Annotated in this window: 12 protein-coding genes and 1 pseudogene; 5 read left to right on the forward strand and 8 right to left on the reverse strand. The window is 56.1% G+C overall.

Features of this window, described 5'->3' with window-relative positions:
- Positions 1–164 precede the first annotated feature (164 nt).
- Positions 165–546, reverse strand: a pseudogene (locus CR254_RS18360) (IS3 family transposase); the annotation flags it as partial.
- Complete coding sequence (locus tag CR254_RS10800) at positions 528–1,001, reverse strand: metal-independent carbonic anhydrase family protein (RefSeq protein WP_097929886.1); 474 nt, start codon at positions 999–1,001, stop codon at positions 528–530. The gene CR254_RS10800 and the pseudogene CR254_RS18360, both read right to left, overlap by 19 nt.
- A gap of 353 nt (positions 1,002–1,354) precedes the next feature.
- Here CR254_RS10800 and CR254_RS10805 point away from each other — a divergent pair, with 353 nt between their 5' ends.
- Positions 1,355–2,869 carry a catalase gene (locus CR254_RS10805; RefSeq protein WP_097929887.1) on the forward strand — a complete coding sequence of 505 codons (1,515 nt, stop codon included), beginning with the start codon at positions 1,355–1,357 and terminating at the stop codon, positions 2,867–2,869.
- A 79-nt stretch (positions 2,870–2,948) separates the two neighbouring features.
- On the opposite strand, the gene CR254_RS10810 is transcribed toward CR254_RS10805, so the two are convergent.
- Entirely contained in the window at positions 2,949–3,290 is a 342-nt protein-coding gene (locus tag CR254_RS10810; RefSeq protein WP_097929888.1) for a MerR family transcriptional regulator, read from the reverse strand.
- A 110-nt stretch (positions 3,291–3,400) separates the two neighbouring features.
- On the opposite strand from CR254_RS10810, the gene CR254_RS10815 reads away from it, so the two are divergent.
- On the forward strand, positions 3,401–4,480 hold the full coding sequence (locus CR254_RS10815) for an NAD(P)/FAD-dependent oxidoreductase (protein ID WP_097929889.1): 1,080 nt from the start codon (positions 3,401–3,403) through the stop codon (positions 4,478–4,480).
- Between the two features lie 135 nt (positions 4,481–4,615).
- Here the strand turns inward: CR254_RS10815 and CR254_RS10820 are convergent, their stop codons facing one another.
- On the reverse strand, positions 4,616–5,752 hold the full coding sequence (locus tag CR254_RS10820; RefSeq protein ID WP_342744480.1) for an SDR family oxidoreductase: 1,137 nt from the start codon (positions 5,750–5,752) through the stop codon (positions 4,616–4,618).
- Between the two features lie 6 nt (positions 5,753–5,758).
- Here CR254_RS10820 and CR254_RS10825 point away from each other — a divergent pair, with 6 nt between their 5' ends.
- On the forward strand, positions 5,759–6,676 hold the full coding sequence (locus tag CR254_RS10825) for an AraC family transcriptional regulator (RefSeq protein WP_425440266.1): 918 nt from the start codon (positions 5,759–5,761) through the stop codon (positions 6,674–6,676).
- A gap of 2 nt (positions 6,677–6,678) precedes the next feature.
- Here the strand turns inward: CR254_RS10825 and CR254_RS10830 are convergent, their stop codons facing one another.
- From CR254_RS10830 to CR254_RS10845, 4 genes are all read right to left on the reverse strand, one after another.
- Positions 6,679–9,021 (reverse strand): xanthine dehydrogenase family protein molybdopterin-binding subunit, encoded by a 2,343-nt coding sequence (locus CR254_RS10830; protein ID WP_097929891.1) that lies wholly within the window; start codon positions 9,019–9,021, stop codon positions 6,679–6,681.
- Entirely contained in the window at positions 9,014–9,490 is a 477-nt protein-coding gene (locus CR254_RS10835) for a (2Fe-2S)-binding protein (RefSeq protein ID WP_097929892.1), read from the reverse strand. The genes CR254_RS10830 and CR254_RS10835 overlap by 8 nt, the downstream gene beginning before the upstream one ends.
- A gap of 20 nt (positions 9,491–9,510) precedes the next feature.
- A complete protein-coding gene (locus tag CR254_RS10840; protein WP_097929893.1) occupies positions 9,511–10,812 on the reverse strand; it encodes a cytochrome c in 1,302 nt (433 codons plus the stop codon).
- A gap of 517 nt (positions 10,813–11,329) precedes the next feature.
- Positions 11,330–12,211, reverse strand: a complete 882-nt coding sequence (locus CR254_RS10845) for a LysR substrate-binding domain-containing protein (protein WP_097929894.1) — start codon at positions 12,209–12,211, stop codon at positions 11,330–11,332.
- A gap of 140 nt (positions 12,212–12,351) precedes the next feature.
- On the opposite strand from CR254_RS10845, the gene CR254_RS10850 reads away from it, so the two are divergent.
- Both CR254_RS10850 and CR254_RS10855 read left to right on the forward strand, forming a co-directional pair.
- Entirely contained in the window at positions 12,352–13,953 is a 1,602-nt protein-coding gene (locus tag CR254_RS10850) for a GMC family oxidoreductase (protein ID WP_097930294.1), read from the forward strand.
- Between the two features lie 29 nt (positions 13,954–13,982).
- Entirely contained in the window at positions 13,983–15,191 is a 1,209-nt protein-coding gene (locus CR254_RS10855; RefSeq protein ID WP_097929895.1) for a mandelate racemase/muconate lactonizing enzyme family protein, read from the forward strand.
- Positions 15,192–15,196 lie beyond the last annotated feature (5 nt).

Raw genomic sequence — 15,196 nt, forward strand, 5'->3', positions numbered from 1 at the left:
CGTTTGTTTTGATGTATTATGTTTGATGGTGACCTTATCCTATTGGGTTACTATTTTGTGATTTAGAACTGTTCAGGGTTTGGATATTCTTTTAGTGATGGAAATATTTCAAATTATGCCTACGGCGCTTAAATGTGAGCGATGGTGAATGAAGTTGTTAACCTATAACTCAAATTATCGAATAGGTGCTCGTTCAGTATTTCATTTCGCATGCAGCCATTTAAAATTTTGACGAAGGTGTTCTGCATTACCTTGTCTGTCGTACCACTCGACTTTGCAGGTCTCCCTGCCATTTCAAGATGGCATCGAAGGTCAATTCCGTCCCGCTGACCTCCATGCAGGGATAGCCCTTGATCTTGGCAATCTTGCTTAATTCTCGGCTCACACGGATTTTCGATAAGGACGTACCGACAACCGCCGCCAAGCATTACTAGCTAAAGTTGTCGGTCACGTTAAAGATGCGCGAAACCGGCGTCCGCAGGACAGGCTGTCAGAGACAAAGTCCAAGTTCCATTTCTGGTTCGGCCCTACGGCTGGTAGGGCAATGATGAATGGTGCAGGACGATACGTAGAGTGCCGGTCTCGTCCTTCTTGTAGCCAAAGCTCTTATCGACAGTTGTGATGGATTCGTCCTTGTTGGTCAATTTGACCCAGCCCATCCACATCGCGACATCGCCCTGAATAAAGCTGGCCGACGGGATGCTTTCCATAGCACGCCAGCCCATGATGGCGAAGCCGTTGTCTAGCGGATATTCTTCGGAGTGGCCGCAGAAATAGGCCAATGCACCCGCTTTGGTTGGGCGAAACGTTTGCTCGCCGTTGGCCATGGTGGGTTTGAATAGAACCGGCCCCAAGCCGTAGCCGTAATAGTTATCAATATTGGCGGAGGCGACCTGACGCGCCGCGTCGATACCGCCATCCTCGAATGCCTTCGAGATAGTGATTTTGCCGTTCCCCCAGATCGTTAGGGCTTCTTCGATGTCGGCTTGGGTGATCTGCACAGGATGCTCCTTATTGCTATGTTGTCTCGACCGGTAAGCGCCGTGGTGAACGTTGGCATCACTTGGCAGCTTTCGCTAGGGCGGAACATGGTTCGCATCGCAACCAAACTAAAGGGTGTGGTGCTGCGGCCTTTTGTCCGCCTAACCCTATACTATGACATACATTTCAAAACGAGGAATATGCCCGTGCCTGCGGGGGGAATCGGCTGTGCGGTGGACCTGATTTCCGTGCCAACCATCGGCAGCTGCTTGCCTTGGACATGTCAGGGTGGCCGATTTCAGGAACATTTCGCCTTTCTATGCGTTTTTGAAGCTCACACATCCGAACGCAGATCGGCGAAGGAAGGCACGTCATGACCAGCAAGAAAAGCACTCCACCCACCACCACCGATGCAGGTATTCCCGTTCAAAGCGATGAGCATTCTCTAACAGTTGGCCCCGATGGTCCGATTGTTTTGAATGACCATTATCTTCTTGAACAGATGGCAAACTTCAACCGTGAACGTATCCCCGAGCGCCAGCCGCATGCCAAGGGATCAGGGGCCTTCGGTACGTTTGAGGTTACGCAGGATGTGTCACAGTACACCAAGGCAAAGGTGTTCCAGCCCGGCGCGAAATGTGATGTCGTGATGCGGTTTTCCACGGTCGCGGGTGAGCGGGGAAGCCCGGACACGTGGCGCGATCCACGTGGATTTTCGGTAAAAATGTACACCGAGGACGGTAATTTCGACATGGTCGGAAACAACACACCGGTGTTCTTTATTCGTGATCCGATGAAGTTTCAGCACTTCATTCGCAGCCAAAAACGGCGCGCTGACAATAACCTGCGAGACCACGACATGCAGTGGGATTTCTGGACGCTCTCGCCGGAAAGTGCGCATCAGGTGGCCTATTTGATGGGGGATCGCGGCATTCCCAGAACGTGGCGGGAAATGAACGGTTATTCCAGCCACACCTATTCGTTGATCAATGCCGAGGGTGAGAAATTCTGGGTGAAGTTCCACTTCCATACGGATCAGGGGGATGGAAACGCCTATCTCAGTCAGGACGACGCCGACAAACTGGCCGGTATGGACGGGGACTTCCACCGACGAGACTTGTTCAATTCGATCGACAAGGGGGATCACCCTAGCTGGACGCTAAAGTGGCAGGTGATGCCATTCGAGGATGCTAAAACCTACCGGATCAACCCATTTGACCTGACCAAAGTCTGGCCGCATGAGGATTATCCGTTGATCGAAGTTGGCAAGTTGACCTTGAATAGAAACCCGACCGATTTCCACACCGAGATCGAGCAAGCCGCTTTTGAGCCAAATAACATGGTTCCGGGCGTTGGTCTGTCGCCGGATAAAATGCTTCTGGCGCGCGGGTTCTCATATGCAGATGCGCATCGTGCACGGCTGGGCGTGAATTATAAGGAAATACCGGTGAACAGTCCGCAGTCAGACGTTCACAGCTATTCAAAGGACGGGGCAGGGCGCACCAAGAAGGTTTCTGACCCTGTATATGCTCCCAATTCCTATGGCGGCCCATCGGCGCAACCAACGCAGCATGAGGCCGGTATCTGGCATACGGACGGCGAGATGGTGCGGCAGGCATATACCCTTCGCAAGGATGACGATGACTTTTCGCAGGCCGGTATTCTGGTGCGTGATGTGATGGATGATGCAGGACGCGAACGCTTGGTCGGCAACGTCGTTGGGCATCTAACGGACGGCGTTAGTGAGAAAGTGCTGCTGCGTGCCTTCGAATACTGGCGCAACATCGACGGTGATATTGGTGATAAGATTGAGGCAGGCGTGCGCGAAAAACTGGGTGGTGCATCCGATGCACCCGGAATGGCATCTGCCAAAAGCATTAGCGGCTAATCTGTACCAAGGTTAAATATTGCGAAAAAGCAGGGCGGACAAACTCGCCCTGCTATTCCAGATGCGCTCTATATCCACTTCAGTCACCGTCTATTGACTGCTCAAGGAACTTTATGACGTTTTGCACTTGGGTGGCTCGCTCCTGAAGCTCGCTAATTTTTGCCCGAATGACTGTGATTGCATCAGCGCGATCGCAGCTTCCTGCGATGGCCTGCATGATGTCGCGTAGATCTGCGATGGAGATACCTGCTGTGCGGGCCTTAGAGAAGAAATCGAGTGCCGTCAGGTTATCCTCTGGATAATCCCTGTAGTTATTCGTGTCGCTGGTGCCTGCTATGGAGCGTATTAGTCCGTTACGCTCATAGAACCGGATTGTATCCCGGCTGACGCCTGATCGCTCGGCCAGCTCACCTATCCGCATGATAATCCCCAAACCAGTGACAATGGTCCATTGTTTCGCATTAACTTGCTTTCTATATGTTGTGTGACACTCAAAATGACAATCGCACTCGGTAAAGAGGAACAGATTTGATGGCTAAGCGTATCGCAATCGTCGGGGGTGGTGCCATCGGTGCCGAGCTTGCAAAGTCACTTGAAGCAAGCGCGACAGTCACGTTGATCGAGCAGTGCAGCCATTACGTACATGCTCCTGCTATGATCCGTGCGGTTGTTGAGCCATCCATTCTGGATCAAGCTTTGATCCCCTATGACACGCTGTTAACGCAAGGAACATTCGTACAGGCCCGCGCGGTAAGTATTGATGCCGGTGGCGTGCAACTGAATGATGGCAGCCGTATTGACGCAGATTACATTGTCGTCGCGACCGGTTCAGAAAACGCAACGCCTTTTAAACCGAAAGGTGCGGATATAGCTGGGCTTCGCGCTGATAATGCGCGCATTCACGAGATGTTAAAGGCTGCGAGCACAGTCGCGATCGTAGGGGCAGGAGCCGTAGGAACGGAACTGGCGGGTGAAATTGCGCATTTCACGCCCGAGAAGAAGATCAAGCTGATCTCAAGCGACGCCACGCTTTTCCCGCAGATGCCGAAACGGCTGGGGCGGTCCCTCGAAAAGAAGCTGGTTGCCGCTGGCGTTGAGGTGATCCTAGGCGCGCGTGCCATGAACCTGGAAAACATGACGGAGCCTTACGCAGGAGTTTTAGAACTTACCAATGGTCAAAGCGTTCAGGCGGACCTGATCTTTCCTGCAATCGGCTCGCGGGGTTCATCGGAGTTGTTAAGGGCATTGCCGGATGTCAAAATGGGCACCGCAAATCGCGCTATCACTGACCAGTGGATGCGCCCCTCGTCCCTACCAAATATTTTTGCGGCGGGTGACGTGGCTGAAATGGGGGACGCGATGACTGTCGTGGCAACTACGCGACAGTTGCCCTGGCTTATAAAAACACTGAAAACCGTGTTGGTCGGGCAAAAAATCGAAGATCAAAAGCCCTACACACCTTGGAAGAAAGCGCCCATCCTGATCCCACTGGGCCCGTTTAAGGGTAACTCTTTCCTTTCGCTCTTTACCGCAGGCGATTTTTTAACTCGACAGATTAAGGGCAAGGACTTGTTCTTGAAGAAACGTAACAATTTTTTTGATCGGAACTGACGTAATTATGCCCAAATCGATCGACTTTGGGGGGTATAGAAGGGGGCAATCTGTCCAGTTGGGTGTTGGATAGACCTGTAGTGATTTGAGGCGGCTCCTATAATCGCATGGAGCCGCCCATAGCCTTGCTTTCGCTCACAGGCTCCAAATGAACCCGGTCTCCTGCTGTGATCGATCCCACAGTTTTCCCATGATCGTTGGACCGTAGGCAAAGGGTTCCAGCTTCCCCTCGCCAACCGGACCGACAAATCCCATACGGCCTGTTGGCCCGTACAGAGCGCGTTGTTTAAGGCCGTTCTCTGTCGCGCACATGATCTCGGGATACGCGCCCTTTTCAGCTGTTTGAACCAAAGGTGATTTGGTCATAAGCCACCATACGATCCGAGCACCCAAACCGCCGCTGGTGCTGATCAGTGAGGTTGCGGACGAACCGGGGTGGCAAACGTAAACACCGACATTCTTACCGGCGCTTCTGATCCGGTCCTGCAATTCATAGGCGAACATCATCTGCGCCAGTTTGCTTTGACTATACACAGGGTTGGCACTGTAATTCTTATCCCAGTTCATATCGTCAAACTGGATCGTTCGCAGACCCATTTTATAGCCTAGGCTTGCCACAACCACGATGCGGCCCTGCGTTGCCTCGATCCGGTCGAACAACATTCCGCACAAGACAAAATGGCCGTAGTGATTTGTGCCCAGTTGGCTCTCAAACCCGTCCTTGGTCAGTTTTTGCGTCGGCACCTGTGCGATGGCGGCGTTGCAGATCAGCGCATCAATTCTGGGCACCGTTTGCAGGACCTCACTGGCCGCACCGCGCACGCTGCTCAAATCAGCAAGATCCATGCGGATGAAGCTGACATCTGCCGCCATACCGAATTCATCTTTGAGTGTCTTTACCGCGTCCTTGGATTTTTGGGTGCTACGATTGAGCATCACGACTTTTGCGCCCTTGGTTAGAAGTATGCGAGCGGCTTGAAATCCGGTTCCAGCATTCGCGCCGGTGATTAAATAGGTCTTTCCGGTCAGATCGGTGAGGCGCTCCGGTGTCCAGCCTTGGGGTCCGAATTGGGTGTCGGCCATTTTATGTCTCCATGGTTCGCATGCTACGGGCAGCGCGGTATGTGTTTTGTCCTGATTGTTAGATGGCTGTCTTTCATGCGCAAAAATAGGCGATATCATCGCGAATACTTGCCTATTTGTATCGTCGAGATTGCTGTGCTGTCGTTTGCGGATTAACGTAGCAATATGATGCAGGAACAAATCAGACAACTTATCGTGGGTAAAATTCGCGAGGATGGCCTTATGGAAACCGGTGTGCCGGGGGTGAGATTATTTCGGGCGACCGAGGCAATTCCCTGTGCACCTGCCGTCTATGAGCCCAGTGTCCTTGCTATCGCCAGCGGCGCCAAGGAGGCGGTTCTGGATGGTGCGCGATATGTGTATGATAGCAGCCAGTATATGTGTTGCCCGATGTCGATGCCGCTAAAGGCCGGTACACCGCAGGCCACAGCGCAGAACCCGCTTTTCGGGGTCTACATCACCCTCGATCCACGTGTGATGAGCGGGTTGGCCATTGAGATGGAAAATGCAGGCGGGGTTGCCCCTGTACGCTCGAATGAATTGAATACGCAGGGGATCAAGCTCGCCAATTGGGATGATCGGTTCTGCGAGGCGCTGTTGAGGTTGCTGCAGTTGGGCGACAATCCAATGGACGCCGCGGTTCTGGGCGAGGCGCGATTGCGAGAGCTTTATTACGCAATCCTACAGGGCGAGGCAGGTTTTTTTGCACGGCAGGCCTTTGGCTCCGGCAATGCGATTGCCCGCTCCATTACCCATATTGCATCACATTTGAGCGCGCCCATTTGCATCGACGATTTGGCCACTCGCGCCGGCATGAGCCGAGCCGTTTTTCATCGCAAGTTTAAGCATGCGACAACCATGTCACCGATCCAGTTCGTCAAATCGATGCGGTTGAACAATGCCGCGATGCGGATGTTTGAGGGGATGACGGTCGCCGAAGCGGCCTTGGATGTGGCTATGTCAGCCCATCGCAGTTCAGCCGAGAATTCAAGCGCATCTACGGACAGTCGCCACGCCAATGGATCGATACGCAGCATGTCGCGTAACCGGGGTTGTTTCGACGCGTTTGTAGGAGCGGAGATTATCAAGAGCTCCGCTCCTACAAGTCTGTGATGTTACTGCGCCAAGGACGCGAGGACATCGTCAGGCGTGATCGGCAAGCTGCGAATTCGTGACCCCACCGCATTGTAAATCGCGTTCGCAATGGCGGGTGCGATCACGGTCGTCCCGGGCTCACCCAATCCAACGGGCACTTCGGTGCTTTCGACAAACTCGATTTCCATCTCTGGCGTGTCGATCATGCGTAACGGGGTGTAGGTGCCTAGGTTGCGATCCACGACATTGCCGTCCTCGAAGCGCGTTCCCTCGTATAGCGCCATAGACAGGCCCCACAGCGCCGCACCCTGACACTGCGCCAATGCGCCATCAGGATCGACAACTGTGCCGCAATCAAAGCTGAGCCACATCTTCTGCACGTCGATATAGCCGGTGTCCCGATTGACGTGCAGTTGAACCGCACCACCAACCCATGTCGGCATGGATCGCGATTGACCAAAGGTCGTGGCAATGCCAATCGCCGTATCTGCGGGTAAATCGGTTCTGCCGTAATTGGCCATATCCGCGACGCGCTGCAACACATTCGCCTGACGGGACGCACCACCAACGGCGTTCGGTGCAGACCCAGCATTCATTCCTGTGGCGGTCAGTTGCCCCAGACGGAAATCCAATGGGTCCATGCCGACCTTATGCGCGGCTTCGTCCATGAAGCTTTCGACCGCAAAATTGGTCCAGCCCGGCCCGACGGAGCGCAACCAGCCCGGGCGGAAGGTCGCATTGGCCAGATCGTTGGAAATCGCCCGCACGCGGTGCGCGCCGACATTATACCAGTGATCGGCCCCATCGATGGCAAAGGGGTCATAGGGCTCATCATTCACACCCTTGGGCATAAAGGACGGCACCATCACCTGCGTTGGCCACCCCGCGGCGGCGTTGTGATCCATGCCTGTGACGGCGTTTTCCCCATCAAATGCCATGCGCAATTGCTGAACCGAGGGCGAACGGGGGCTGTCGAATTTAGCGTCATCCTCACGCATGAACATCAGCTTGACCGGCTTGCCACCCAGTGCTTTCGATGCCAACGCCGCAGGAATGGCATAGTCGCCATTCAGGCGACGCCCAAAACCACCGCCCAGCATATAGGTGCGCATGACGATCTGGTCGGCAGGTGCCTCCAGCGCGGCAGATAGCGTCGGCAGGATCAGGGATTGCCACTGATTGCCCGTGTGGATTTCCCAGATGCCGTCCTCGTTCTGGAATACCGTTGCGTTTGCCGGTTCCAGCTGGAAATGCAGAACTGTTTGCGTAGTGTATTCCGCCTCAAACACATCAGCCGCGTCACTGAATGCAGCAGAGGTGTCGGTATTATCGGCCGGCAGGATCGAGCCATAGCTGTCATCCGCAATCAGCTCGCGTGAGCGGGCGTTGATATCATCCTCATTCACGCCAGCATTTTCACCAGCCTGCCATTCGACAACGACCCGTTCCGAGGCGCGCTTGGCCGCCATCAAGCTATCACCCAGCACAACAACCCAGCCGGGCACGGTGCCCGATGGATCATTCAGCGTTAGTGTTTGCAGATAACCCTTCACGTCCTGCGCGCTGCTATCGTCCACAGAAATGACAGACGATCCCAGCCGCGTTGGCGGGATCATCGGCACAGCATAAACCATGCCATCAACCGAGGCATCCAGACCATAAATCGCCTGACCGTTCGTCTTTGTATCGATGTCGAGCGCGGTCACGTCCTTACCCACCAACCGCAATTCCTCATGCGGTTTTAGCGGCAATGCGTTCAGCTCATCCTCGGTAAAGGATCGTTGCAGGCCCTCCGCGACCAGCGCGGCGTAGGTTACCTCATTCGTGCCGTCAGTGACGGTGCCGTTGCGCGCCTGACAGGTGGACGGATCAACGCCCCACATTTCTGCCGCCGCCTCAATCAGGGCTGTGCGACCTGCTGCACCTGCCTTGCGGTAAACAGGCCAGCTTTGCCAGATGGACCAACTGCCGCCCGTAACCATCGTGCCCCACTTTTCAGCGGTATCGACATGGGTGATGCGAACATTTTCCCACGCGACCTCCAGCTCATCCGCCAGAATGCGCGCAATTGCGGTGCCCACATGCTGCCCCATCTCTGCGCGGATGATGTTGACGTTCACGATGCCGTCGCTGTCGATCCAGTACCACATGCTCGGCTCAAAGGTTTCCCCTGTCGGTGAAACCGGCACGCCATCCGCAGCGGCAGGGTCCATTGCAGCATAACCTGCCAGTGGAAAGCCGAATGCAGCGCCCGCAGCGGTTGCTGCAACGAGGAAGCCGCGACGTGACAGGTCTGATCCAGCCGTATTGTTTTCGGACTGTGCGGCATTGCTATCGCGCAGGCGGGAAAGAAGATTAGCCATTGTTGCGGCCTCCCTCGGTCATTGCAGTCGCGGCCTGACGGACGGCTTCGCGAATGCGGGGATATGTCATGCAGCGGCACAGGTTACCGGTCATCACCGCGTCGATATCGTCATCTGTAGGGGCGGGAATATCCTCCAACAGCGCGGCGGCCTGCATGATCTGACCTGACTGGCAGTACCCGCATTGCGGCACACGCAGATTGCGCCATGCCTCCTGCACGGGGTGGTTATCCTCGACGGCCAACCCCTCAATCGTGGTGACGGACGTGCCCTCAACCGCGGAGATCGGCGTAATGCAGGACCGTGTCGCGCGCCCGCCAACGTGGACCGTACACGCGCCGCACATCCCGATACCGCAGCCGAATTTCGTGCCGGTTAATCCAACCTCATCACGGATTGCCCACAAAAGCGGTGTGTCCGGTTCCGCATCAATGCTGACTGCTTTGCCGTTGATTTCAAAATTAATCATATCTTGGGTCCTCTTTGAGGTTATTCGGCGTGCGCGGCGGATTCAGCCATGCGGGACACTGTTTCCGACAGATCAGGCCATGCGGGCTGACCGGCACGTGCATCACGCAGATAGGCCGCAATTGCCGTAATTTCGGTGGTGGAAAGCGCATCGCGGAAGCCAGGCATGACAACGCCCTCGATCCCCTCGGGTCCGCTGACACCATCCAGAATGACGTGGATCAGGTTTTCTGGTGTATCCAGATTGGTCGCAGAGTTAATGCCAAGGTCAGGACGCCCCGCCTCAATCTGCGCCGTGTTGTAATGGCACGACGCGCAAGCCGTCGCATATAGACGCTCGCCTGCATCCCGTCGGTATTGTGGATCGGGGCGACCGCGTTCCAGCGTGCTGACAATCGCGGTGCTGGTTGCGGGATCATCCTCGTTTCCACCGGTACGCTCACCCAGATACACGCTGAGGGCGTTAATATCCTCATCAGGCAATTCGCGGATACCCGCATGCACGACTGGCCCCATCGGGCCGGCAGAAATACCGTGATAGGTCGAGACACCATCCGTCAGGTAGGATTTGAAATCGGCCGTTGACCATGGCACCGCCGATGCGTTGTCAGCGGTCAATGCAGGCGCGGTCCATCCATCGATCTGCGCACCGCCATATTGATCGCTGGCAATCTCCGCACCGACTGGATTGCGCGGCGTATGGCATGCGCCGCAATGGGCGACCCCCTCGGCCAGATATGCGCCACGGTTCCAATCCTCAGATTGCGTGTCATCAAAGGCATATTCGTCGAAGTCAACGAACAGCAGCTTCCAGCCCGCTTGTAGGAACCGCTGGTTCAAGGGGAACGGTAATTCGTTTTCCCGTGTTTCCTGCTCAACCGGTACGACCTCAGTCATGATGTAGGCATAGATCGCATCAACGTCTTCGTCAGACATTTTGGCAAAGTGGTCATAAGGGAATGCGGGGAACAGGTGGCGGCCATCAATATCGACGCCCTCCTTCATGGCGCGCCGGAACGCTTCGACTGAATAGGCGCCGATGCCCGTGTCCATTGCTGGCGTCAGGTTACTGGCGTAGATCGTGCCGAAGCCGGTCTCCATCGCGTAATTGCCTGCATAGGGCGCGCCATCTGCGGTCGTGTGGCATTCACTGCAATATCCCGCAGCAGCAAGGATACGCCCCTGCTCAACGACTTCAGGACCAAATGCCGGCCGATCCTGCGCTGCAACTGGATCCATTGCGGGCTTATACGCATAAACTCCGAACCCGACTACGCCGACTGCGGCAGTGGCTGTAATCGTCCAAAATATGCGTTTGATCATGGCGTGTTGCTCCAACGGCTAAATCTAAAATGTCGCAGTTCTCGCTGCACTCTGTTTGAACCCGCGCGCAGGCACGTTGGTTCCATGATTTTCGCACTTTCATTGTGGCAAGCGGCGTAGGTGAAGGCGCAGTTCCATGTGTATGATTTCCTGACTATTTTTGTCACGCCGTGTCGGGAAGTACCCGCGAAAGGGTGCGTTTTTATCCAGGTTTTGTGGGCGCGAAGTTGCGTAGCTTTAGCGAATAAGAATCCTGTAAATGTAATGCATTGTAATGTCGGATGTGCCGCGATTTGCATCACAGTTCATGGTTGTGATTGGGGTGGATTCAAGATGAGCTTGGTCAACGTTAAATCTGACTGAATGTCCACGCCGGAGGTCTTTATAGACCGCGAGGGATCGTAACGTCGGACCCTACGTTAAGGTCCGCCTATCGGCGAAAATATTACTGAATGGATCGGCTCTCGGCGGTAATTTCCATCGGAAACCAGTTGGCCAACGGCTGATCCAGTGCGTTTTACAATGTCTCGGCGCAAATCCAGTCGATGAACGCTCGGACATCGTCGCGCTGGCCTAGATCGTCACGTTCGACGAGGAAGAAGTTTTTGATCGCTGGCAGCTGCAATGGCAAGGGCGCGACCAGTCGGCCATCGGCCAGTTCATGCTTGGCGAAGCTGCGCGTGACAATTGTGCAGCCGTGGCCGGACCCGATGATTTGCAATGCGACGAGGGATGAATCCGCCTTCATCCAGTGTTTAGGGCGCGGTTGGTTCGGATCATATTGGGCGGTTGCCAAATCCCAGTCGGTTTCGGAGCCGACAATCTGCACGATGCTGGCGTCGCGAATTGCCTGGGCTGGGGGCTTGTCCGCGAATTGCGCGGCGTAATCAGGGTGGCAAATTATGGTCGATGGCTCGATTTGCAGCAGGTGGATGTTGTGTTCCGGCCAATCGCCAGTTCCGAACCGGATATCCAGATCAATGGTCGCATCGCTCATCCGATCTGACCAGACGGTTGTGGACAGCTCGATCTCGACCTCTGGATGTTGGCGGCGGAATGCGTTCAGGCGCGGGGCGAGGATCAGCGCTGCAAAGGAGATCGAGGCGCGAATGCGGATCGGTGATTTCCGTTTTGTGCTGAACAGCCCGTCAGTCGCGCTTTGCATCTCCAGAAACGATTTGCGGATAGGCAGGGCATAGGCCTGTCCAATATCTGTTAGCTCCACCCCCTTGGCCAAGCGTTTGAACAGTTGCACCCCCAGATGATGTTCCAGCAGGCGAATTTGCTGGCTAACGGCGGCGGGTGTCAGGTTCAGCTCATCCGCGGCGGAGCTAAAGGAGCTGTGGCGCGCGGCTGCCTCGAACGAGCGTAGCCATGTGACGTGGGGCAGTTGGCGCATGATGTGTCCGCTTCGTTCAGGCAAGATTTCGTGTTGTGCTCAAAAACATATGAGGTCTGACCGGTCAAACTCGTTGTTTGTCTTACACGCGCCCCGCTGCTCATTTGTAGGGCCAAGGCAACGTTAGGATGGGCGGCGAAATGACGGTAGAGGAATACGACTATATCGTCGTCGGCGCAGGCTCTGCCGGATGCGTTTTGGCCGATCAGTTGTCGAAAAGCGGCAAATTTCGCGTGCTGGTGCTGGAGGCAGGCGGCAGCGATGCGCGCATGTGGATCAAGATTCCGGTCGGTTATGCCGTCAATTACGCAAACCCCGTGCTGAACTGGGGATATCACACCGATGCGGATCAGGGATTGGCTGGGCGCAAGAACTACTGGCCGCGCGGGCGGGTGATCGGGGGGTCCAGCTCAATCAACGCCATGGCCTATATTCGGGGGCAGGCCCGTGATTTCGACGATTGGGCGGCGGCTGGTGCCACTGGCTGGGACTGGAGCGCGGTTCGCGGCACCTATGCAGGCATGGAGGCGCATTCAGGCGAGGCCCCCTCGGACAAACCAATTTGGGTGCAGGATCTGTCGGACCAGATGCACCCGTTTTCCAAGCGCTTCCTGTCCGCCGCCCCTCAGGCCGGTTACGAGGTGGTGGATGACCTGAATCGTGAGGGCGCAGAGGGCATGGGCTTTTACCGCAGTAATGTGCGCCGAGGGCGGCGCTGGTCCGCGGCGGATGCTTTTTTACGCCCCGCGATGCGGCGTGCAAACCTTAGGGTCAAAACCCGCGCCCATGTGACTCACCTGGATTTTGTCGGAACGCGGGTGGCGGGGCTGACCTATTCCCGACGCGGCAAAATCCATCGTGTGACGGCCCGTCAGCAAGTTATTCTGAGCGGTGGCGCGATCAATACGCCGCAAATCCTGCAATTATCGGGCTTGGGGCCTGCTGAGCTGCTGAGATCCCATGGGATCAAGGTGCAGCGCGATCTACCGCAGGTCGGGCAGGGGTTGCAGGATCACTTGGCGATTACCCATCAGTTTCGCGCAAATACCACGACGCTGAACGCAACGCTGGGCAACCCGGTGGGGCGTTTGCTGGCGGGTATGCGTTATGTGCTGTCACGCCGTGGGCCGTTATCGGTGCCGGTAAATCAGGTGGGCGGATTTGTGCGATCACATGCTCAGGCGACCGCGCCGGATATGCAACTGTTTTGTAACCCCGCCTCATACGAGATTTCGCCAGATGGCCAGATCGTTCTGGACCGTGGCGCGGGTTATCTGATGTCCGCGCAGGCCTGCCGACCGACCAGTCGGGGCGCGGTGCAGATACGGTCGGCGGATTACCGCGAGGCCCCCTCGATCCAGCCCAATTCCCTGTCCACGGAAGGGGATCGCCAAACCGCCATCCGTGCCAGCCGCCTGATCCGCACACTGTCACAGACGGCGGCGATGCAGGCGGTTAGTGCCGGTGCGAAATGCACGGAATTCGAGCAAATGGATGATGACGCCCTGTTGGATGATTTCCGCAACAGGGCCACCACCGTTTACCACCCGACCTGCACCTGCCGGATGGGGCGTGATGCGCAGGATTCAGTGGTGAATGAACGACTTCAAGTTCACGGCGTACCCGGATTGCGGGTCGTGGACGCCTCTGCCTTTCCCAACATCACTTCGGGCAACACCAATGCCCCGACCATGATGTTGGCGATGCGCGCTGCGAGGATGATCCTGCAGGATGCGGGCTGAGAAAATCTTAACTGAGGAAAGGGGCACCTATGCGCCTTGAGAAACTCGAAACCTTTGTCGTCGCCAACCCGCCGCCGCGCCATGGCGGGCGGTACTTTATCTTTGTCCGGTTGACGACTGCGTGCGGCATTACCGGCGTGGGCGAGATTTACAACGCCACCTTCGGACCAGATGTCTGCTGTGCCATGGCGCGCGATATGTTCGAGCGTCACTTCGCAGGCGAAGACCCTAGCCGCATTGAGCTGCTGTTTCGCAAGGCATATGGCGCTGGCTTTACCCAGCGCCCTGATGTCAGCGTTATGGGCACGTTTAGCGGGCTGGAAATGGCGTGCTGGGATATTCTGGGCAAGGCGGCGGATAAACCCGTTCACGAATTGCTGGGTGGGCGGGTTCATGACCGGTTGCGCAGCTACTCCTATATCTATCCGACCAGCGGCGATGTGTATCCCGATCCTGATCTGCCCAATGCCTATAATGACGCGACTATCGCGGCGGAAATCGCGGTTGAGATGGTCGAGCAGGGCTTTACCGCGCTGAAATTCGATCCGGCGGGGCCGTTCACCATCTTTGACGGGCACCAGCCACGGCGTGAGGATATCACCCGCAGCGTCGCGTTTTGTCGTGAGATACGTGAGGCCGTGGGCGATCGTGCCGATCTGCTGTTCGGTACTCATGGGCAGTTCACCGTGTCGGGGGCCAAGCGTTTGGCTCGCGCGCTGGAACCCTTCGATCCGCTGTGGTTCGAGGAGCCGCTGCCCCCTGAAAGCCCTGCGGACATGGCGCAAGTGGCCGCCTTTACCTCGATCCCTGTCGCGGCGGGGGAGCGGTTGTGTACCAAATACGAATTCGCCCGTTTGATTGAGAGTGGAGCCGCCTCGATCCTGCAAATGAACCTTGGCCGTGTTGGTGGCTTGCTAGAGGCAAAGAAAATCGCCGGCATGGCCGAAACCCGACAGGTCCAGATCGCTCCGCACCTGTATTGCGGCCCGATTGTTGCGGCGGCCAATATCCAGATCGCCGCCTGTTCTCCGAACTTTCTGGTGTTGGAAAGCATTGGCACCTTTGACGGCCCCTATATGCAGGGCGTTAAGGGCGAAATCGAATGGGAGGATGGCTATATCGTGCCGTCCACCGCGCCGGGCCTCGGCCTGGAAATTGACGACGAAGCTATCGCAGGCATGACCTATGACAGCGACGAACTGCATCTGGACATGGCCCAGATGCATGTGACCCCTTGAGAGGA

It is taken from the genome of Pontivivens marinum (assembly GCF_900231835.1).
In the GTDB taxonomy this organism is placed as follows: domain Bacteria; phylum Pseudomonadota; class Alphaproteobacteria; order Rhodobacterales; family Rhodobacteraceae; genus Pontivivens; species Pontivivens marinum.